Source organism: Cytobacillus sp. Hz8, assembly GCF_042263505.1.
In the GTDB taxonomy this organism is placed as follows: domain Bacteria; phylum Bacillota; class Bacilli; order Bacillales; family Cytobacillaceae; genus Bacillus_BE.
Genome location: NZ_JBHKFI010000019.1, coordinates 56,464 through 77,561 on the forward strand (window position 1 = coordinate 56,464; position 21,098 = coordinate 77,561).

The following is a 21,098-nucleotide window of genomic DNA, read 5'->3' on the forward strand; positions in this document are numbered from 1 at the left end:
ACGTTGTTTTTCCTGTCATTTCATTATTTTGTTTATTTATTTCTTTTTTACTTGTTCTATTAACTTCCCCTTTAATGGAATAACTTTATTATCACTTCACAGGTTCTTAATTTACAAGAAAAACCGAAATCCCTTCTTTAAAGAGATGGGAAATTCCGGTTCCTCTTTTTTTCAAAACGGTGCGATTTTTTATAAACTGTTCAACTTTATTTCAAAGCCACAAAAGAGGCCAATCTTCGCACCGTCCAGTCCAATATTCGATTAATTCAAAAACTGAAATTCGGTAACGCTACCTGTTTGGGTGGCGATTACTTCTAACCGAGCATCCATTCGTTCCTTTAATTCCGGAACATGAGATATGATGCCAACTAAACGGCCGCTGCTTTGAATATCAATTAAGGACTCGATCGCTTGATCTAATGATTCTGGGTCAAGTGTGCCAAACCCTTCATCAATAAACATCGTTTCAAGCGATACACCGCCTGCATACTCCTGTACGACGTCTGCCAAACCTAATGCAAGGGATAAAGCCGCCTTGAAGCTTTCTCCACCTGATAAGGTTTTGACATGGCGTTCTCCACCCGTGTACTGGTCATAGACAAGCAGTTCTAATCCACTCTGAACATTGCCCTTAGATCGATCGGTTTTTCTTAGCAATTGATAACGTCCACTTGTCATTTTGGCAAGTCTTTCATTGGAAACCTGAAGAATATCATCGAGGAATGCCGCCAGTACATATCGTTCAAAGGTAATCCGATGGGTATTTTGTCCCTTTGCCATCTCAGCTAAATGCCCCAGAATCTTATATCGCTCTTCCGCAGCCTTCATTTCCAAATTGATGCGATTGATGGTATCAAGAATATCTTCATTATCTCGTTTCTTCATTTTTAGATTCGTAGTTTTATCCATCAATGTGCGGAATTGATCGTTGACCTTTTCGTATTCAAGATTGATTTCTTCCATATTAGGTACTTTCACATTTTTCATGGCTTCAGAATGCTCATTAAAGCGATCGGAGACAGAACGAAATTCCTCCCGATAAGTACGAGTAACACGTTCTAATCCCTCAATTGCTTCCCGCGACTTTTTCGCTTGATCATAGGAACTGTAATTGGCAAACCCTTGTTCTGCCATATTTTTCACAAAAATCTCTCTTTCCTTTTTGAGTTCCTCTTTCTTATTTGCTGTATGCATTTCCACTGTTTGGATTCCTGCAAGTTTTTTGGCGTGATTTTCCCTCGTTTCAAGATATTGCTTTTCCGCGGTCTCCATTTGCCTTTGTAATGTCGTAAGCTTGTCACCAGCTCGTTTCCATTTCTCTTCAAACGCCGGTATGGTGCGAAGATCTGCTGGAATACTTTCTTTCATTCGTGAAAATTCCGTATTCTTCTCTGTGAATAAAATCGCCAGTTCATTTACTTTATCCCCGTAAAAGACAAATTGCTCGGTGTATTGCTTTTTCTGTTCTTCTAGATTGTGAATCTTCTTATATAGTTTTTCAAGCAAAAAAATGTTTTTCTGTAAAATTTGCTGGGATTCTTTTAATTCATTTCTTTCCTTTATCAATTCATTTCGTAAGAAAACCATATCCTCTTCTTGAAAATCATTTCTTTGGCTGACCATTTCTTTTTTCAATTCGCGAACGGATTCCTCAAGAACTGAGACCCGTGACTGACACTCATAAAGAGCAGATTCGACAAGGCTTTTCTCCTTTTCCAATCCTGATACATCCGCTTTTGCTTGCTTTAAATCTTGTTCATTTGGAATTTCTCCTGACGCGGACCGAGCTAACCGGGGGTGATGTTCACTTCCACACACGGGACAAGCTTCTCCATCACTCAAACTATTCGCCAAAATAGCAGCTTGACCGTGGAACCATTGTAATTCCAGTTTTTCGGCTACACTTTTTGCATCCTGCATGCGAGCCAAAACCGCATGAAACTCTCTTTCCTTTCCTTGTCGTTGCTTCCGTCCTTTATTTAACTCTAGAACTTGATTTTCAAATTTCCTCAATAATTCGAGTTCTGCATTTAATTTATCCAAGCGGCGTTCATTTTCAAGGATAGTAATTTGACTTTTTTCCAGTTCCTGACTCTTTTGAAGTGAATTCTTCCAGTCCTCTTCAGTTTTCTTGTTCGATTCCTCAGCAGCTTGTCTTCTAGTCTTTGCCTCTTCCAGTTTTGAACGAGTTAACTCTACTTCTTTTTGTATCTTGGCAAACGAAAAAATATCATCTTTTATATGCTGTAAATGATTCAAGACTTCTGTTTGAGCTTCGCGCTCCCCTTCACGATTTTTTTCCTGTTCGAAGGCACGTTCTTTTTCTTGAAGCAGGGCAGTTAATTGTTCGATTTCCAATTTTCTATGGTGTAAATCATTATTTGCATGGTCTAGCTCCCTTTTCAAGCGATGACATAGCTCTTCCTGTTTGCTTAATAAAGCGGCTTTATTGGCAAGAATGATGTCCTCTTCCTTTTTCTGGAAAACCCTCTTTTGAGCTGTCAGTTTTTCTTTTTCCGCCCGTAATTGCTCTAATTTTTGCAGCTGCTCAATTACTTTTTTCGCCTCGTTTAATTTTTGCTGCAACTGATCCCGTTCTTCTTGCTTCTTTAACATATCCTTTTGAATCACAAGAAGGTGCTCATCCATCGATTTTATTTCTTCCATTAATAAAGGAAGAATGATCGTATCATTTTCACTCTTTGCATCGAGATAATCTTTTAATTCTTCGTTAAAAAGAGCTTCGATTTTGTGGATAGCTTGATTCCGATTATCGACTTGTTGCTTGACTAATTTTTTTAAGTCAGAGGATTCCTCATCTAGCTTTTTTTCAATTCGTTTAAAAATTTCAGTATGAAAAAGGCGCTGTAATATCTTTTCTTTATCCGTGCTATCAGAGTTTAGTAATTCTCGAAACTCACCTTGAGGAATCATGACAATTTGGCGAAATTGATTGCTATCAATCAGCATAATTTCTTTTATTCTTTCGCCCACATCGCGAACATTCGCTGCCAGAAGTTTCATTTCGCCATTTTCAATCAATGAAAGTTCAGCCTTGGCTCCAATTTTTGTAACGCCCTCCCCGTTTTTCTTCTTCCGTTCTTGTTGAGGAGAACGCTTAATAAAATAGGTTTTGCCGCGAAGAGAGAATTCAAGCTCGACTTCTGTCAAGAGGTCTTCATCAGAAAACTGACTGCGGAGATCCGTTCCTTCCCGGTCATCACCACTTGCTTTTCCATAAATGCAAAAGCTAATCCCATCAAAGATGGTGGTTTTCCCAGAACCGGTTTTCCCTGAAATGACAAACATCGTTCGATTTTCGAGAAGAGTAAAATCAATCGTTTCCCGACCTGCATAAGGGCCAAAGGCCTGCATCGTTAATTTTAATGGTCTCATTTTATCCCCTCCTCTTGCAGCACGTCCTGGATCACTTTCGCCATGATTTCTCTTTTTTCGTCTGTAAAATTTGTTTCTGTCATGTCGTTATAGAATTGTTCGAATAGCTCAAGCTCTGTTTTTTTATCATTACGAATCGATGAAACAGTTTGTTTTTTCCGCAAATCGGTTAAAGCCATCTTTCGCTCTAAGTGCATGACATTCGGATATATTTGTCTTAATTTATTAATTGGGTCAATTAATGAACCTTCATCGAGCAAGGTAACCTTTAAATAATCTTGAATATTTTCCTTTTCGTAATACTTAGGGTCAAGTAGTTCTTCTAAATATCCTTCCATCTCTCTCATATCTTGCTTTGGCTTTAAGGTATGATAGCGGATATCAAAGGATCCATTCTCTTTCATTTCGACAATTTGCACCGATTTTCGCTGTTTGGCTTCTGAAAATGAATATTTTAAAAGGGAACCAGAATAATAGACTTTATCATGCTTAATCGCATCGGGGCTATGGAGATGGCCAAGCGCTGTATAAGAAAATGGATTAAAAACGTCCACGCTAACACAGCCGGAACCTCCTACTGATAAGGCTCGTTCTGAGTCACTGGTTTGTCCTCCTAATACAAAGGCATGCCCCACTAATACATTCGGTTCATTTGGATTCATATTTTCTTCAATTTTTCCTACAATGGCCTTCATAGCATCCTGATGGGAATGAATCGTTTCATCCTGTAAAAGGTGACGCACCACTCCCGGTTCTGCATAGGGAACTAAATAGAAATTGACACCTTCAATCCTAACCGGATGAAAGCTATTAACTAGTTTGCCAGTTAAATATAATTGACTTTGCTGATACCAGTTGGTTCCAAATGATAGTCGTTCAGCACTATCGTGATTTCCTGTTACAGCAACAATCGGTGTTTTTAATTCAACATTAATTTTATATAAAATCTCATCTAGTAGTTCAACCGCATCTGTCGGCGGTACCGAACGATCATATAAATCCCCGGCAATAACGACGGCATCTGGTTTCTCTATAGAGATGAGCTCCACAAATTGATTTAATATTTCCCGCTGATCCCCTGTCATATACATGCCATGGACGAGCTTTCCTAAATGCCAGTCCGCTGTATGAATAAACTTCAAAACCCTTCACCTCATTGTTCATCATAATTGGAAACAATAGTAGAATTATCTCTATCACTACATCTATCATAAAATACTTTAAGATTTTAATCTAATAATAAAAATGGCAAAATAGTGGAAATTGTGATGTGGAAAGAAAGGAGTACTCTATGTACAATAAAAAACAGTCCAACCAAACGGCTGGACTGGCATATTTGTTATCCATTATTTTTTAGTAACGTTTGCAGCTTGTGGTCCGCGAGCACCTTCAACCACTTCGAAAGAAACTTCTTGACCTTCTTCTAATGATTTGAAACCTTCTGATTGGATAGCAGAGTAATGTACAAATACATCGTTTCCATCTTCAGCTTCGATGAATCCGAAACCTTTTTCAGCATTAAACCATTTAACTTTACCGTTTTTCATAAAAGAAATCCTCCTATTGGCTTACAGTTAGCCATGCGAAAATTAACCATTTACAACGTATAGCATTTATGACATTACTCATCCAATTTTTTAAATTTTTACTTGGAACAAGAACCTTGCAAAAACGTAACACGATGCAGAACGGCTAATTAAAATTTAGCATGAAAGCCCTTTAATGTCAAGAAAGGGCAAACTTTCTTGACATGATCATCCTTTCATTTTCGCTTCCTATCTTTCACTAGGAAATCCCTTTCAAATCGTTTCTTTTAATCGTTTTGGAAGACTTTCAATCGACTGCACCACCACATCAAGCTTCGCTTCAATTCGATATAGCAAATATAATGTCACAACGATTGGAAACCCTACATCGCTAATAAAAGGAACAAGCTGATCCATGACTTCTCCTCCTTCTCCTCATTGATTCTTAACATTTAGGCAAAAAGGCCGGATTCAAATGAAGCCGACCTTCTTCCATTAATCATTAGATAATTTCATAGTCCGTGACATTTCTTTCTACAATTCGTGCACCCTTAGCAGCGACCGTTTTCCCGTTACTCCCATAAAAAACATTCGCAGCGATAATTTCCTCCATCGCCTGCTTCACTTGCACTGGATCAACTGGTTCCTTCGGTGCATCAACCGAAATCGTCAGTGATTTTCCTAAGTCAGTGGTAAATTGCAATTCAAGTGTTTTCGCCATTTTTCCCGAGCCTCCTTTACTTCAATCTAATCGTTCTTTAGCCAACGATTTCAAAATTGTCGTTCCTTTCAATTCCAACCAGTGTATTGCCTGAAAGTGATGCCAGAGCTTTTCCTGCTTGTGATAGCTGATCTGTGGTGACATCCTTTTTGATATTACTGTAGGTTTTACTTTTGTAAATCGGATCACCCTTTTCATCCATTCCGCCATCAAAGACTAAACGAAGCTTTGTATCCATAATCATCGCCTCTGCCATCTTCCTCACCTCCTTTCACCTTATATATAGAGTGAAAAGGAAGAAAAGGTTGGACTTTCCTAAATAAAAAGGATTCCCAATCATATGATAGGAATCCATTTTTGACATTACCTATTTTATTTTTTCGATTTGACCTGACTTGGTTGGGGCTGAACTCTCTCCATTGTTTCATTTAATTTCACACGATTAAATTTACTTTGATCATCCCCCATTCCTGGCGCCACATTTGCCATAGGAAGTTGTTCAAGTTCCTTACCACTTGGCATACCTTCTCACCTCCTATGCTTAAAATATGTAACCAATCGGATTATTAAACGAGACTTTTTTATTGTCATTAGCAAATCAGCAATTTCATAAGGACGGTCTAAAATGTCCTTTTTAGGATGAATTTTTCCTAAACTCAAAGCACAAGAATGTTGGAATAACAGCATTCTTGCGCTTTACTTGTTAACTAATTTGAGCTTATCCAACTGTTTTTCGAACGGCCCCTTCATATTACACTCAACCAAATTTCATTCATATATTTGACGGACATTCATGGAATAATAAGTTCTTGCCATATGCAAGTGTATATGAAAATATTGAAGGTAAAGGAACACTTAAATGAGGTGAGAAAATGATACTTGTTAGCTCTTGCTTAGCAGGAATAAAGGTTCGCTATGATGGCGGGGATTGTCTAAATGACCGCATCAAAAAGCTGCTTGAGGAAAATAAGGCGATCTCAATTTGCCCAGAGGTTCTTGGAGGATTACCAATCCCAAGAATTCCGGCAGAAATTGTCGGTGGGGACGGCGAGGATGTCCTTGAGAATAAAGCACTCGTAATGGACCAAACCGGGAAGGACGTAACTGATTCGTTTTTGCAAGGAGCTTATGCCGTTCTTAAAAAAGCTCAAGAGGTAGGGGCAACTTGCGTTATTTTGAAAGAAAATAGCCCCTCATGCGGAAGCTCTTTTATTTATAATGGTCACTTTAATGGTGAAAAGAAACCTGGAATGGGAGTCACGACTGCCCTCCTAAAAAGAAATGGAATCGAGGTTATTTCTGAGAAAGATTTTTAAATTAGGATACTTTTCCACTGAACATGAATCAGAAAAGCCCTGAAGAGATTTTCTCTCAACAGGGCAATTTTATTTGAGTTTTTATTAGTACTTTTTAGATTTTTTCCCCTTGCTTCTTCCATGTGAATTAGAAAAGAAGCAAAGAAACGTCCCCGTGCTTCTTATACAGGTACTCCATTTAATAAAACAGATACGAGTCGATCCATACCTAGGTTTATTTTTTCAGGTGATGGGTAGCTGTAATTTAATCGGAAGGTGTTTTCTTTTGGATTCATGGCATAGAATTGTACACCCGGTACAAATGCTACACCTTTTGCTACTGCTTCAGAAAGTAAGGCAGTTGTATTTAAATCCTCCTGTCCTTTCACCCATAAGAACATTCCCCCCTTTGGTTCCTTCCATGTAAAGGTCCCTGGAGTGAGCTTGTTTAAATAGTCCTGCATCAACATCATTCGTTTATAATATTCTTTTCTTAATTGCTGTATATGGCCTTTTAGATCAAAATCTCTTAATACAAAATATAAGGCTTGTTGATCGATTGAGCTAGAGTGCAAATCCACCATTTGCTTTGCCTGCGACATCATGGCAATGACTTCTGCCGGTCCCGTAATCCACCCTGTGCGAAGAGCTGGAACGACTGTTTTTGAAAATGTACTTGTATATAACACATGTGTTTGTTTATGATCAAACGAAGCTACAGAAGGATAGGTAATTGACTCATCAAACTTAATTTCCCCATAAGGATCGTCTTCCAAAACTAACACATCATATTGATAACAAAGCTCTAACAAACGTTGTCTCCGTTCTGTACTCCAAACCTTGCCATCGGGATTCGAAAAAGTCGGGATGACATAAATAAATTTGGGCTTACATCGCTTTATCTTTTCTTCTAAATCGTCCGGATTCATTCCATGCTCATCGCCTTCCACAGAGACAACATTTGCACCAAATGAGCGGAAAACTTGCAGTGCTGACAAATACGTTGGATTTTCCGTTAACACAACATCTCCATCGGAAATCATAATTCGCGAAAATAAATAAATTGCTTGTTGTGAGCCTGTTGTTAGCAAGATACGGCTGGGATCTGTCTTAATTCCCTTATCTTTCATCCATTCTGAAATACCTTCTCTTAAAGGTGTAAATCCTTCTGTTAATCCATATTGCATAGATGCATTTCCAGATGCCAATACTTTTTCATATGCTGATTGGACCGCCGCTAGAGGAAACAGCTCTTCACAGGGAAGGCCTCCTGCAAATGATATCACATTCCCTTGTTGAATCACGTTCAAAATATCTCTAACAGCCGATGATTCAAAATTTTTTGTTCGGTCAGCAAATGAATAATCCATAAAAGGTCCCTTCCTTTTCTTCATCAAAGATAGTAATAAATATAATTTTACCTATACAAAACGTATCGTTTATTAATGATATACCATCTTTTATGGAAATTTCAATTGATTTTACAAAAAATTTCGAAAATTGTACTTAAAATTTATTTATTATAGAAGAAACTATTATTTATGGTCTTTTTTGGAAGGCAACCCGAAGAATTTCACAACCCATTATTAAAAAATTTAAATATGACTGATCCTTATTCACATTCGATTTACACTTTGAATGTTCCTAAAAAAGCAAACAAAATTAAGCACATCTTCCTCAAAACCTTCAACATGAATAATTTTACCCCATTATAGCGACTCGATCCGTTTCATACAATGACGAGACATTCCTGCTATTTCTTATAATTTTTTAAATTTAACGATTTTTCTCTAATTTTATATGATTAAATAAAATTAGATATGTTTTTCCACTTCTAATTAGGAGAGTGAAAATATGATGTGGTCAACCAAAACAATACAAGAGGTCCTTGCTGAATTAAAAAGTGATCCAGTGAATGGTTTAACGAATCAGGAGGCTGAAACACGTTTGGCTACATTTGGGAAAAATGAGTTTCTTGAGCGGAAAAAGCCTACCTTTTTACGGCTTTTCTTTGACCAAATAAATAACTGGTTAATTTATATTTTGATTTTTGCAGCTATCCTTTCTCTATCGGTAGGAGAAATAAGTGATGCGATTATTATCCTGATTGTCATCCTCCTTAATGCCATGATTGGAATTCTTCAGGAATCAAAAGCAGAAAAGGCGTTAGAGGAGCTAAAGAAAATGACCTCTCCAAAGGCAATAGTGAAACGAGGCGGTGTTTTGAAGGAAATACCTTCTGAGCTCATTGTTCCAGGAGATATTGTAATCATTGATGCGGGCAGATATATTCCTGCCGATTTGCGCTTAATCGAAACTGTCAATTTAAAAATGGAGGAATCCTCCTTAACAGGGGAATCCGTTCCCGTTGATAAAGATGCCAGTTGGCTCTCAGCGAATGATATCCCCATTGCAGAGCAAGAGAATATGGCTTTCATGTCTACTGTGTCCACCTACGGCCGAGCAATCGGAGTGGTGGTTAACACGGGCATGAATACGGAAATCGGGAAAATCGCGACTATGCTTGGCTCATTTAAACGCGAACAAACTCCTTTACAGCTCAAACTTGCAGAGCTTGGAAAAATTCTTGGATTCGGAGCCCTACTGATTTCGGCCGTTATTTTTCTGATAGGATTGATCCAAGGGAGAAATCTCCTTGAAATGTTTTTAATTGCTATTAGTCTCTCTGTTGCCGCTATTCCTGAAGGACTTCCTGCCATCGTATCTATTGTCTTGGCCTTGGGCGTACAGAGAATGATTAAACATCAGGCAGTCGTGCGAAAACTTCCAGCTGTCGAGACCCTTGGAGCAGTCAGCGTAATATGCACGGATAAAACAGGAACACTCACGCAAAATAAAATGACGGTCACAAAAATATTAGTTAATAATCATTATTCCTCCCTTTCTGCCTTGCAGCCTAAGCAGACAAACGAAAGACTTTTCTTTGAAGCCATGGTCTTATGCAATGATGCTGTAGCGACAGAAGAAGAACAATCTGGGGATCCAACAGAAATTGCCTTGTTGCTTGCTGCCAAGCAGGCAGGTTTTGATAAGCTTATTTTAGACCAAAAATTTGAAAGAGTTCATGAATTCCCCTTTGATTCTGAACGAAAAATGATGACAACAATACATAGAAACGGATCGCAGTATGTAGTGATGGTAAAAGGGGCTTTAGAAAAAATTATTCATTTATCTACCTATATAATGCAAGATGGCCAAATCATTGAGTTAGATGAAATAAATAAGGAAAGGATTAAAAAACAGGCAAATCAAATGTCTGATGAGGCGTTGCGTGTTTTAGCCATTGCCTATAAAGAGATTCCCTCTTCAAAAAGCTTTACGCAAGACTCCGTTGAGCAGGATTTAGTGTTCCTTGGTTTAACTGGAATGATTGACCCGCCAAGAGAAGAGGTGAAAGCAGCGATCACTGCCTGTAATGCAGCAGGAATAAGAACGGTGATGATTACAGGTGATCATCCCAAAACAGCTTTAGCCATTGCCAAGGAACTTGGGATAGCGGATCCTCATTCTGAAGCTTTAACAGGTCTAGAATTAGATGATTTTAATGATAAAGAACTTTCAGAAAAAGTGAAAAAGGTTCGTGTATTTGCCCGTGTTTCACCCGACCACAAAGTGAAAATTGTCAAGGCGCTCAAAAAAAATGGAGACATTGTCTCAATGACGGGAGATGGCGTAAACGATGCCCCTTCTTTGCAACAAGCAGACGTTGGCGTTGCCATGGGGAAAGGTGGAACCGATGTTGCCAAAGGAGCAGCTGATATCGTCTTAACAGATGATAATTTCACAACCATCGTTAAAGCAGTAGAACAAGGCCGAAATATATATCAAAATATTAAAAAATCCATCTTGTTTCTTTTATCCTGTAATTTAGGTGAAATTGTTGTACTTTTTCTTGCCATATTATTTGGGTGGCCCGCTCCGCTTACAGCGATTCATATTTTATGGATCAACTTAATAACGGATACCATTCCAGCGATTTCTCTAGGGCTTGATCCAGATGATCCGGACGTAATGAAACGTAGGCCCCGCTCCATTAAAGAAAGTATTTTTGCTAATCAAGGTGGAGCATTCACGATCATAAATGGCATTTTAATTGGAATAATATCACTTTTTGCGTTCATTACTGGTTTAGCCTATTACTCACATGCTGACTCATTCTTTTCCATCCATTTTGATCAAATTCCAATTAACGTCCTAGTTCATGCGCAAACCCTTACCTTTGTTACCTTAAGTGTTTCACAGCTTTTTCATGCCATTAATTTAAGGCATCCAAAAAAATCCATGTTTCAGGTGGGCCTATTCACTAATAAATATTTGCTCGCTTCCATTTTCATCGGAGTCAGCATTCAAATGATTTTAGTGGCTTTCCCCGTTTTAAATCAATTTTTTGAGATTGTCTATTTAACTTGGAAAGATTGGCTGTTTGTCGCTGTACTTTCGATTCTTCCAGTATTGTTGAATGAACTTTATAAAGCAGGAAAAAGAATATTTGGGAATGAATAAAAGAACTTTCAGGAAACGAGGAGAATTTTTTATCCAAACTAAAAAGCCCAAGAATGGTGCAAAACAAGCGCATTCTTGGGCCTTTCTTGATAACGATTTGATTTAAAAAATTACTTTTTAGAAGCTCCCTTAATATTGATGGCTAGCAAATTTACACAAAAATAAACACCTTCCTATTATTCAGGAAGATGTTTCATAACATCTTAGGAGACCCAACCATGGGCACCAGCTAAAAATTGACAAGCGCCATTGATTAATTTTCATTAATCATGATGGACGGATTCAGCCGATGTCTGCTGTTCCGTGTTCGGGATAATTCAAATATAATAGGTTTCTCCCATTACTTACTTGTACTTCCCATTTCATCATTATTAGCGGTCTAATCACCGCGAGACTCATCATTCCTATCTAACTGTCAATTTCACTCAATCTTACTCTTCTCTAATAAGCTTTGATAGTGGTTATATAAATGATGCTCGATATCACCACTTCCCGAAAACCTTGCTTATTTCTTCTCACTTTCTAGTATAAAGTTAAACGACCACCACTCTTTATTCATCCAAATTTTCTACTTTTCCAATCATTATTTTTCAGATAATTTTTGGAAATAGATCTTCATATCTCAAATCTGACTTCTAAAAATCATGCATTCAGTTTCCTATTAAAAGGTTCTGATGTCATTTTTTAAAGGAATCAAATTCTTTTGGTTTTAAATTTCATTTCTGCGTATTTTTCCGAAATAGACAGAAAATCCATTTTGACCTTTTAGATTATTCAATCAACATTCGATCTTTTGGATGATTGTTTAAAGAATTTGCCGCTCCTTTCAACCTTTAAGTTTAAAGAAATTGGCTTTAAATGTTTTCAAAAATGAAATACATTTAAAGTGCTCTGCAAATTTCCTGCCTTTCGATTGAGCATTGAATTGAACTATTCTTTCAATTAGATGAAGAATAAAATGTTTTCTCGTTCACTTAACGAAACGAGCATTTATGGTTGAGCCTCCTAAGATGTTATAGGGTATCTCTTTCTATGTCTTTATTATAACACGAGAATCTTTAGAATAAACAGATAATTGTGAATGGATTGTGACGAATTTCACTATTGCAAATTTTCCACTATTTTTCAAGATATTCATAAACATTCAACGTTAACAAACTCATCCTATTCAACATATTTTAGTAATACGTCTCATAAAATGGACAAGGTAGGAGAACTCATTCAGAGAGGATGGACTGGTTGTGGAAATACATGTTAACATATGGATGATTTACAACCTAATATCATGAGAAAATTAGTGTTAACGTATGTAACCTTATTGATCGGAGCGACCCTACAAGGAATGTCTATGTCACTATTTCTCTTTCCACATTCCATCCCTTCTGGAGGAGCAGCTGGGATTGCCCTTTTGTTAAACCATTTTCTTCATCTCCCCCTTGGTTTTTCCCTATGGATTGCAAATATCGTTTTTTTAATCTTTGCGTTAAAATATTTTGGGTATACTTGGACTTTAAGAACCATCATTTCTGTTGCCATTACCTCAACAACGATTAGTATCCTTTCTGCCCAGACCTCACTTCCTCATGTCCATATTTTCTTGGATCTCGTATGCGGCAGTCTACTATTTGGAATTGGAGTTGGATTATTAATCCGTGCGGGCGCTTCAAGTGGAGGAATGGTTATTCCCGCTTTAATGATTGCCACCTATAAAAACTGGAGCCCAGGAAAAGTCATGATGGGAATTAACTTGCTTATTTTTTTATTAACAGCCCTTATCATTGATTTTAAAATCGTCATCTTCGCCATTATTTGTCAATTCTTCTCCACCAATATCATTGACTATATTTATGAAATTAGATTCGCAAATATCAAAATTTTATCACCTATCTGGAGAAAAAAATAAGAAGAAATTCCCTTACAGGATTTTCTTCTCATTTAAATAAGTTAAAATATGGTGTGCAGATTCTTCAATTGACAATACTCCCGTATCGATCATCATTTCGGGATTAGCAGGTTGCTCATAAGGTGAGGTAATCCCTGTAAATTCAAGAATTTCCCCTTTCCTTGCCTTTTGATACAAGCCTTTTGGATCCCGCTTCTCACAGGTATGAATCGGACATTGCAAATAAATTTCAATAAACTCATCCTCTGCAAACATCCTTCTTACGAGCTCTCTATCCTCTCGAAAAGGGGAAATAAATGCCGTTAAAACGATCATTCCACAATCGATAAAAAGCTTAGCAACCTCGCCAATTCTCCGGATATTTTCTTTGCGATCCTGGGTGCTAAAGCCTAAATCACGATTTAAACCATGACGAATATTATCTCCATCTAAACAATAACTTCTATACTGCTCCTGAAATAGCAGATGATCAACCGCATTCGCTAAGGTTGACTTTCCAGAGCCCGACAAACCTGTAAACCAAAGAACGCAGCTTTTATGTCCATTTAATTGCTGACGATTTCTTTTTTGAATAGTAGTTTCATGCCAAATGATATTCTCACTTATGTTCATTTTCGACATCCTTTAATCTAGCAATTTGATCAAATTACAGAAATTCATCAATCGTTCAAGTACAACTTAACTTTTGGTGCTCTTTATTAGAGGATGATTTGTTCAGGATTATATTCTTTCAACCCTTGAATGAGGATTTCAACGACTTCTGGTCGACTAAATTCCTTTGGTGGCAGTTCGCCTTCTTTTAACATTTGTCGTACCCTTGTACCCGATAAAACTACATGGAAACTTGCATCATGCGGGCAAGTTTTTTCAGAAGCCATGTTTTCGCATTTTTTACAGAAGAAGCTATTTTCAAAAAACAGCAGTTGAATTCCTAACTCCTCTTCAGTAAAATTTTTAAAAATTTTCTGGGCGTCATAGGTTCCATAATAATTTCCTACCCCTGCATGATCTCTGCCAACGATAAAATGCGTACAACCGTAATTTTTTCGCACGATCGCATGAAAAACAGCTTCTCTTGGTCCAGCGTATCTCATGGCTGCTGGAAAAACAGATAAAAACACGCGATTCTTTGGGTAATAATGATCTAGTAATACTTGATAGCTTTTCATGCGAATTTCACTTGGAATGTCATCCGCTTTCGTTTCACCGACTAAAGGATTTAAAAATAGGCCATCCACGATTTCCATTGCCGTTTTTTGAATATATTCATGGGCCCGATGAACCGGATTACGGGTTTGAAAACCAACAACTGTTTTCCAGCCCAATTGTTGAAACCTTTCTCTTGTTTGCGTTGGATCTAAATAATAAGCTTCAAACTTTTCCTTCTCAGATCTTTTCAACAAAGTGATAGGTCCTGCAATATAGATGTCCTTCCGATCATAAAGCTTTTTAACGCCTGGATGATTTATATCTGTTGTTTGATAGACCCTTTGTGCTTCAATTTTTTTATTGGGTGTATAAATTTCTTCCACTTCCATAAGTCCATACACAATACCCTCATAAATAAGGTTAATGGTTTCCCCAATTTGAATCTGTCTTGCCTTCTCCCTCTCTATCGATAAGGTAATAGGGATAGACCATGGCAATCCGTTCGTTAGTCTCATCCTTTCCAGGACTTCCTCATAATCTGCCCTCCCCATAAATCCTTCAAGCGGACTATAGCCTCCATTTGCAAGTAATTCCAAATCACTTAATTCCATCCTGTCAATCTCAACATAATTTAAGGAATAATCAACAAGATCATTTAAACGAATCCGGCTGACAAGCTTTCCTCCATGAGGAATACTATTGCTCACCGCTTTCTCCTCCCTTTATCTCTTGTAAGCTATTTTAAATGAAGACCACATTCTGATTTCTCATGACCAACCCAACGTCCTGAACGCAAATCATGATTGCCTTCAACCGCTTTCGTACAAGTTGCACACCCAATTGAAGGATACCCTTGATCATGCAATGGATTATATGGTAATTGATTCAACCGAATATAGGTTAGAATATCCTCCCAAGTCCAATGAATGAGCGGACAAATTTTTATTTTTTGAAATTTCTCATCCTTATTAATAAATTGAATCTGGCTTCTCATTGGGGATTGCTCTCTTCGAAGCCCAGAAATCCATGCCGTCGCACTTTGTAATGCTTCACTCAAAGGGGCGACTTTTCGCATGTGACAACAGAGATTGGGATTATCCAACCAAAGCTCATTTCCATACCATCTTGCCTGTTCCTCAACGGAGGCTTTTGGTGTCACCATCTTAATTTCCAAATTGGGATAACGTTTCTTCACCTCATCAATCAATTCATAGGTCTCTTTAAAATGTAGACCCGTATCGAGAAAGATGATTTTCGCATTTTTTCTGATCTTGCTGATTAAATCAATGAGCACCATCCCTTCTGCTCCGAAACTGCAGGCATAAACAATATCATCCTTATATTCTTCATACGCCCATTTTAAAATATCCATATAATCAGGTTGACTTTTAAAAAGCGAAACAACATGATCCTCATCCCAGTTTTCATAGGTAATGGAACTTGTCAAAGGAATACCCCCCCTTCCTTTTTTCAAAGAATGTCTGATTAATTGGTAAAATCACACAATCATTATTTTCCACAATCATTTTGTTCATGTTATGGATATGCCCAAATTGATAATAGGAAATTATGGCCCTCATCCATGAGCCGTGTCCGAAGATTAAGAGGTTTTCACCATTTTTATATTTTTTTAAAAACCGTTCAATTCTTGTCTCTAAATTCTGTACCCTTTCCCCAAGGACTATATCCTGTGGATTTTCCACCCATTGTTCCGGATAGGCTTGCATTAATTGTTCTTTCGTTTTTCCTTCAAATTGTCCAAAGTCTAATTCATCTAAGAGATTTTCACATTGGGGTGTATAACCATAAATTTCGGCTGTTTGTCTTGTACGTTTCAATGAACTCGCCAAAATGAAGTCAAATGGTTCCCATTTACGGAGTATGTGTTGATTTTCTTCAATCTTCTTCCGATCCTCATCTGTTACTGGAGAAATTCCTATATCTCTTCTTCCTTGAAGCCAAGTTTTTCTATTCCATTCCGTAGGGAGATGTCTTATTAAGGCAATATGCATTCCGGATCCTCCAAATAAAAGGTCTCACTTCTCAATCCTCTTCGTTGTGTCTCTAATATGAGGACATCACTAAGTTTGACATTTCCTAAATTGACATTTGGACCTATTTCATTAATAAAGAACATTTGGTGCTTTGGAAAGGGCGCTTCGAAAATAATTTTTTTATAATCGAGTTCTCTTATAACCTCCTGAATGAGATTTGCCTTTATATTTCCATTCTTTTCATAGATTCCTGCCGTTCCTGAATCTCTGCCCTCTGTGATGACATATTCACAGCCCGCATCTAATAGAAGTCCAATTTCTTCCTGCCATTCGGAAACTGACATTCTGTGATTGCCATCTTTTGAACCGACTTCAGCGATAATATGAAACTGATCCTTTAAGAGAAAAATCAATTGAAGGCGTTCCTGTAATGGAATATTGAGTGTTCCGTTAGATATTTCGATCCAGTCAATTCCGAGGTCTTGTAAAGTGGAAAAATATTCGCTGAGTTTTTTTTGCAAGTAGCATTTTTCAAACAGGGTACCGCCAAAGTATGGTTTAATTTGATATTCCTTATATAAATGAATTTTGTCTTTAAGATTTGGGGTGATATAAGCAGAGCCAATTCCGATTTTTGCAATATCAATATAATCACCATAATCTGATAAAATATTTTTCAATTCTCCTACTGGAGTCCCGAAATCAACAATGGAAGTAAGACCATAGGTTCTTATTCCAGTTGTGCGACTCGGCAGGTTTAAAAAATCCATAGGGAAAACGCCTCCTCCATTTTTCTAGGATAGATTATTCAAGAGCTGGGTGAATGTGTAAATATTGGGCTAATTTCTTATAAATTAGGTATTCGCCCTGCATAAACATTTGAACCTTTCCAAACAATAGGGACTAGGGATTCTTTACGTTAGGAGTGTACGACTTTTGTCCAAACAACCACATAAAAGGATGACTATTTTCGCAATTGGATCCATCCCATTGATTTTAGTCCTAGGAAACTCGATGCTCATTCCGATTCTTCCTAAAATGAAAACCGAACTAGGGATTACACAATTTAAGGTCAGTCTCGTGATTTCTGCCTTTTCGATTGCTGCTGCTATCTCCATTCCCATTTTAGGATACCTTTCAGATCGATTTTCCCGGAAAGCGGTCATCATTCCTGCCTTGATTCTATATGGAAGCGGTGGATTATTAGCAGGGGCTGCTGCTGCTTGGTTTGCTAATTCCTACACATGGATCTTAGCTGGACGGATTATGCAGGGGCTTGGAGCAGCGGGAACTGCCCCGATTGCGATGGCATTAGCCGGGGATTTATTCAAGGGAGGAGAACAAAGTAAAGTTTTAGGACTTGTCGAAGCATCCAACGGCTTTGGAAAGGTGATTAGTCCCATAATCGGTTCCTTACTTGCGATGCTATTCTGGTATGCTGCTTTCTTTGCCTTTCCCATTTTCTGCTTAATCTCCGTTTTCTTAACCATCTTTTTTATCAAAGAAAAGAAGAAGAAGAAAGAGCCACCTCCTGTTGGAAAATACGCTTTAGGGCTTATTTCAGTTTTTAAAACGGAAGGACGTTGGCTTTTCGCCACTTATTTAACTGGGGCTACGTGCTTATTTACACTCTTTGGAATATTATTTTATTTATCCGATATTCTTGAGAAGGAACATCATATTGATGGATTGATTAAAGGGGGAATATTGGCCATCCCACTTTTATTTATGACCAGCACATCCTATATAACGGGAAGTAAAATTGGAAAAAGAATGCGGCTCATGAAATTTTTAATCATCTTAGGTTTGATTCTCATGACAGCTTCATTTTCATCCTTGATCCTTTTTAAAAAGTTAATCCCATTTATTAGTGTTCTCGTTGTCAGCAGCATTGGGACTGGTCTTGTTCTACCTTGTATTAATAGCTTAATTACTGGTTCCGTTCCAACTGATCGCAGAGGATTTGTCACTTCTATTTACGGTTCTGTCCGATTCTTAGGAGTGGCGATTGGTCCGCCAATATTCAGTACGTTAATGGAGTGGTCGCGTACAGGAATGTTCCTCACTACAGCTGGGCTAACTCTTTTTTGTGCTCTCCTTTGTCTTGTGCTCATTCACGTTGCTAAGAAAGAACCTACAAAAGGGAAAGATACTCTGTTTGAAAAATTACAATTCTCTTAAGAAGAAATGTTACTTATTTTGGAAAAAAGGAGTAGATAATCGTGCAAATCTATTTTTCACCAGAGATCATTACTCCAGAATATCAAGTATTAAACGTGGTGGACTCTGATCAAAAAGCGGTTGGCAATGTAGCCTTTTTATTCGCAGAAAAAAAACTATACGTTTATGGGATTTTAGAGGAAGAAGGCGTTAGCGCGGACTTCAAAGATTTGGTCACCCCTTATTTAAAGGGGCTAGCAAAAGCAAATGAGGGAGTAGATATTTTATCCTGTCTCTATATCGGATGTAAAAAGATTACCCTGAATGACGAAAAAGAACAGAAATCATAAGTCTCACAAGTTGGGGCTTTTCTTTCTGTTCTTTTTATAAAGCTCTTTTCGTAAAGTTCGTTCAACGAACGAGTAGGTTACTTGAAGAAGGATTACCTATTTTTGTAGCGAATTTAAGCGTGTTTTGATCAATCTTTTACAAAACACGCTTTTTTCTATGATCGTTTATCAAGGTTATTAGTATCAATTTGATCAAACATTTTTTAAAGCAACATTAATTTATAATTAGAAAAATAAAAAGTCGATTCCTTGAGTAAGGAAAATTGGCTTTTTTAACGGAATACTTGAATAAATGTTTCTGGCATTTAACTAATGTATGTTCTGCCAGTACGTTTATTAATATCTTTGAACCATTTTTCAAAAACAAGCTGTATAAACACTAATATTTTTACATAATTTGAAGTTGTTCTTCTTCAACAAACGTGCCATTTTCTTGAGTAGCATATTTAAGAAAGGACCATTTATAGTCATCGTGGATTATATAAGAGCCATCTCTTATGGAGATTCCTCTCTATCACTATTCACCCATTGATGCGGATGAATTTCTTTGCCCAGTGCCAGCTAGATTTGAAATTCCTTGGATAATACCGCTGCCCTCTTGAACGTTACGAGATCAATGGTGAAAACCATTGTCGTGCTTTGTGTCATGTGGTATTGGTCCATCCATGGAATCCAGATATGAGACGGCTTGTTTGAGGTTCATCAAGAACAATTGAGCCAAGTCCATGGAAAATCCATTTCGAACCACAATACGCATAATCGTTACTTCTTCCATGTCTGGAGGTAAAGGATAAGCAGGCACTTGCCAGCCAAATGTGCGCAATTGTCGAGACAAGTCATAAAGATTCCAGTTTGATGTGTATCCTTCTTTCAATCGCCATGCAAATACCGGAATATCCGAGCCGTCTGTAAATAGTTCAAAAGGTCCCATGTTAAGAATCGCTTTGCTTAGGAAATGCGCCACTGCTTGAGATGCCTTTTGCACCTCATAGTATCCTTCTTTACCTAAACGCAAAAAGTTGTAGTATTGCAGGAGTACTTGTGAGCCAGGTCGTGAGAAATTCAGGGCAAAAGTCGGCATGTTCCCACCTAAATAGGACACTCGAAAGATGAGTTCCTCAGGGAGATCTTCAGCCTCACGCCAAATTATCCATCCAATACCTGGGTACACTAACCCATATTTATGTCCGGAAACATTGATGGATTTCACCCTAGCCAATCGAAAATCCCAGACTAAGTCTGGTTGAAGGAACGGTGCTATAAATCCTCCTGAAGCAGCGTCTACATGTATCGGAATATCAAGACCCGTTCTTGCCTGAAGCTCGTCCAAGGCTTTCGCAATTGCGGCGACCGGTTCGTAAAGACCTGTATAGGTCTCCCCAAGAATCGGCACCACAGCGATTGTATTTTCGTCTACGGCAGCGAGTACTCTCTCGGGATCCAAATAAGGATGATCTGGGGTAATGTTTACATAACGCGGTTCTACATCCCAATAGTTCGCGAATTTATCCCAAACGACCTGAACTGCGGAACTAAATACGATATTTGGCTGGTCAATTGGCTTCTCTTGTTTTTTGCGCGCGTTTTGCCAGCGTCGCTTTAACGCAAGACCCCCGAGCATACATGCTTCCGACGATCCCGTTGTCGAAACACCCATCGTATTATGAGGGTCGGGCGAATGCCAAAGATCGGCTAAAATTCGAACACAGCGTTCCTCTATCGCTGCCGTCTGCGGGTATTCATCCTTATCAATCATGTTTTTGTCGACTGATTCGGCATATAAACGTTCTGCGGATGGCTCCATCCAGGTAGTAACGAAAGTTGCAAGATTGAGACGGGCATTCCCATCTAGTGCGATTTCATCGTGGACAATTTGATACGCTGTTTCAGGTAACACGCCATGATCACGCATACGAAAACGCGGAACAGTCTCTTCTCCTTTGCGGGCGAATAGAGGATTTATAGAAAATTCGTCAGGCAACATCCTTTGCTCGATTTGCGAACGGCGCGGGTGCAAATGTGGCATATGCTATCCACTCCTTTACGGGAATTAGGCTTCTTATATTGTTTTGTCAATAAA

General features: G+C 38.1%; 19 protein-coding genes. 5 read left to right on the forward strand and 14 right to left on the reverse strand.

Annotated features, from left to right (window positions below; all coding sequences use genetic code 11):
- Positions 1 to 261: 261 nt before the first annotated feature.
- From ACE38V_RS18815 to ACE38V_RS18845, 7 genes are all read right to left on the reverse strand, one after another.
- Positions 262 to 3,396, reverse strand: coding sequence for an AAA family ATPase (locus ACE38V_RS18815; RefSeq protein ID WP_375843668.1), 3,135 nt, complete (start codon positions 3,394 to 3,396; stop codon positions 262 to 264).
- Complete coding sequence (locus tag ACE38V_RS18820; RefSeq protein ID WP_375843669.1) at positions 3,393 to 4,538, reverse strand: exonuclease SbcCD subunit D; 1,146 nt, start codon at positions 4,536 to 4,538, stop codon at positions 3,393 to 3,395. Before ACE38V_RS18820 ends, ACE38V_RS18815 begins: the two co-directional genes overlap by 4 nt.
- 204 nt (positions 4,539 to 4,742) lie before the next feature.
- A complete protein-coding gene (locus ACE38V_RS18825) occupies positions 4,743 to 4,943 on the reverse strand; it encodes a cold-shock protein (protein WP_027323943.1) in 201 nt (66 codons plus the stop codon).
- 252 nt (positions 4,944 to 5,195) lie between these two features.
- Entirely contained in the window at positions 5,196 to 5,339 is a 144-nt protein-coding gene (locus tag ACE38V_RS18830) for a YvrJ family protein (RefSeq protein WP_375843671.1), read from the reverse strand.
- A gap of 85 nt (positions 5,340 to 5,424) precedes the next feature.
- On the reverse strand, positions 5,425 to 5,643 hold the full coding sequence (locus ACE38V_RS18835) for a DUF2922 domain-containing protein (protein ID WP_375843673.1): 219 nt from the start codon (positions 5,641 to 5,643) through the stop codon (positions 5,425 to 5,427).
- Between the two features lie 37 nt (positions 5,644 to 5,680).
- Positions 5,681 to 5,899 (reverse strand): DUF1659 domain-containing protein, encoded by a 219-nt coding sequence (locus tag ACE38V_RS18840; RefSeq protein ID WP_375843674.1) that lies wholly within the window; start codon positions 5,897 to 5,899, stop codon positions 5,681 to 5,683.
- Between the two features lie 116 nt (positions 5,900 to 6,015).
- Positions 6,016 to 6,165: a hypothetical protein gene (locus ACE38V_RS18845; RefSeq protein ID WP_375843675.1), complete on the reverse strand. Its 150-nt coding sequence runs from the start codon at positions 6,163 to 6,165 to the stop codon at positions 6,016 to 6,018.
- A 350-nt stretch (positions 6,166 to 6,515) separates the two neighbouring features.
- On the opposite strand from ACE38V_RS18845, the gene ACE38V_RS18850 reads away from it, so the two are divergent.
- Positions 6,516 to 6,959: a 2-thiouracil desulfurase family protein gene (locus tag ACE38V_RS18850; RefSeq protein WP_375843677.1), complete on the forward strand. Its 444-nt coding sequence runs from the start codon at positions 6,516 to 6,518 to the stop codon at positions 6,957 to 6,959.
- A 161-nt stretch (positions 6,960 to 7,120) separates the two neighbouring features.
- On the opposite strand, the gene ACE38V_RS18855 is transcribed toward ACE38V_RS18850, so the two are convergent.
- Complete coding sequence (locus ACE38V_RS18855; RefSeq protein ID WP_375843678.1) at positions 7,121 to 8,308, reverse strand: aminotransferase-like domain-containing protein; 1,188 nt, start codon at positions 8,306 to 8,308, stop codon at positions 7,121 to 7,123.
- A gap of 487 nt (positions 8,309 to 8,795) precedes the next feature.
- On the opposite strand from ACE38V_RS18855, the gene ACE38V_RS18860 reads away from it, so the two are divergent.
- Both ACE38V_RS18860 and ACE38V_RS18865 read left to right on the forward strand, forming a co-directional pair.
- Positions 8,796 to 11,462 (forward strand): calcium-translocating P-type ATPase, PMCA-type, encoded by a 2,667-nt coding sequence (locus ACE38V_RS18860; protein ID WP_375843717.1) that lies wholly within the window; start codon positions 8,796 to 8,798, stop codon positions 11,460 to 11,462.
- Between the two features lie 1,285 nt (positions 11,463 to 12,747).
- Positions 12,748 to 13,365, forward strand: coding sequence for a YitT family protein (locus tag ACE38V_RS18865; protein WP_375843719.1), 618 nt, complete (start codon positions 12,748 to 12,750; stop codon positions 13,363 to 13,365).
- 12 nt (positions 13,366 to 13,377) lie between these two features.
- On the opposite strand, the gene cysC is transcribed toward ACE38V_RS18865, so the two are convergent.
- The 5 genes from cysC to ACE38V_RS18890 form a co-directional block, all read right to left on the reverse strand.
- Positions 13,378 to 13,977, reverse strand: a complete 600-nt coding sequence (cysC, locus tag ACE38V_RS18870) for an adenylyl-sulfate kinase (protein ID WP_375843680.1) — start codon at positions 13,975 to 13,977, stop codon at positions 13,378 to 13,380.
- Positions 13,978 to 14,063: 86 nt separating this feature from the next.
- The gene (sat, locus tag ACE38V_RS18875; protein ID WP_375843682.1) at positions 14,064 to 15,221 is read right to left on the reverse strand and encodes a sulfate adenylyltransferase; all 1,158 of its coding nucleotides are present in this window, start codon (positions 15,219 to 15,221) and stop codon (positions 14,064 to 14,066) included.
- A 29-nt stretch (positions 15,222 to 15,250) separates the two neighbouring features.
- On the reverse strand, positions 15,251 to 15,961 hold the full coding sequence (locus tag ACE38V_RS18880; protein ID WP_375843683.1) for a phosphoadenylyl-sulfate reductase: 711 nt from the start codon (positions 15,959 to 15,961) through the stop codon (positions 15,251 to 15,253).
- On the reverse strand, positions 15,939 to 16,526 hold the full coding sequence (locus ACE38V_RS18885) for a histidine phosphatase family protein (protein ID WP_375843685.1): 588 nt from the start codon (positions 16,524 to 16,526) through the stop codon (positions 15,939 to 15,941). The genes ACE38V_RS18880 and ACE38V_RS18885 overlap by 23 nt, the downstream gene beginning before the upstream one ends.
- On the reverse strand, positions 16,511 to 17,278 hold the full coding sequence (locus ACE38V_RS18890) for a phosphosulfolactate synthase (RefSeq protein ID WP_375843687.1): 768 nt from the start codon (positions 17,276 to 17,278) through the stop codon (positions 16,511 to 16,513). Before ACE38V_RS18890 ends, ACE38V_RS18885 begins: the two co-directional genes overlap by 16 nt.
- Positions 17,279 to 17,468: 190 nt before the next feature.
- On the opposite strand from ACE38V_RS18890, the gene ACE38V_RS18895 reads away from it, so the two are divergent.
- Positions 17,469 to 18,689, forward strand: coding sequence for an MFS transporter (locus tag ACE38V_RS18895; RefSeq protein WP_375843721.1), 1,221 nt, complete (start codon positions 17,469 to 17,471; stop codon positions 18,687 to 18,689).
- A gap of 41 nt (positions 18,690 to 18,730) precedes the next feature.
- Positions 18,731 to 19,018 carry a hypothetical protein gene (locus ACE38V_RS18900; RefSeq protein WP_375843689.1) on the forward strand — a complete coding sequence of 96 codons (288 nt, stop codon included), beginning with the start codon at positions 18,731 to 18,733 and terminating at the stop codon, positions 19,016 to 19,018.
- A 613-nt stretch (positions 19,019 to 19,631) separates the two neighbouring features.
- On the opposite strand, the gene gad is transcribed toward ACE38V_RS18900, so the two are convergent.
- A complete protein-coding gene (gad, locus tag ACE38V_RS18905) occupies positions 19,632 to 21,044 on the reverse strand; it encodes a glutamate decarboxylase (protein ID WP_375843691.1) in 1,413 nt (470 codons plus the stop codon).
- Positions 21,045 to 21,098: the final 54 nt, after the last annotated feature.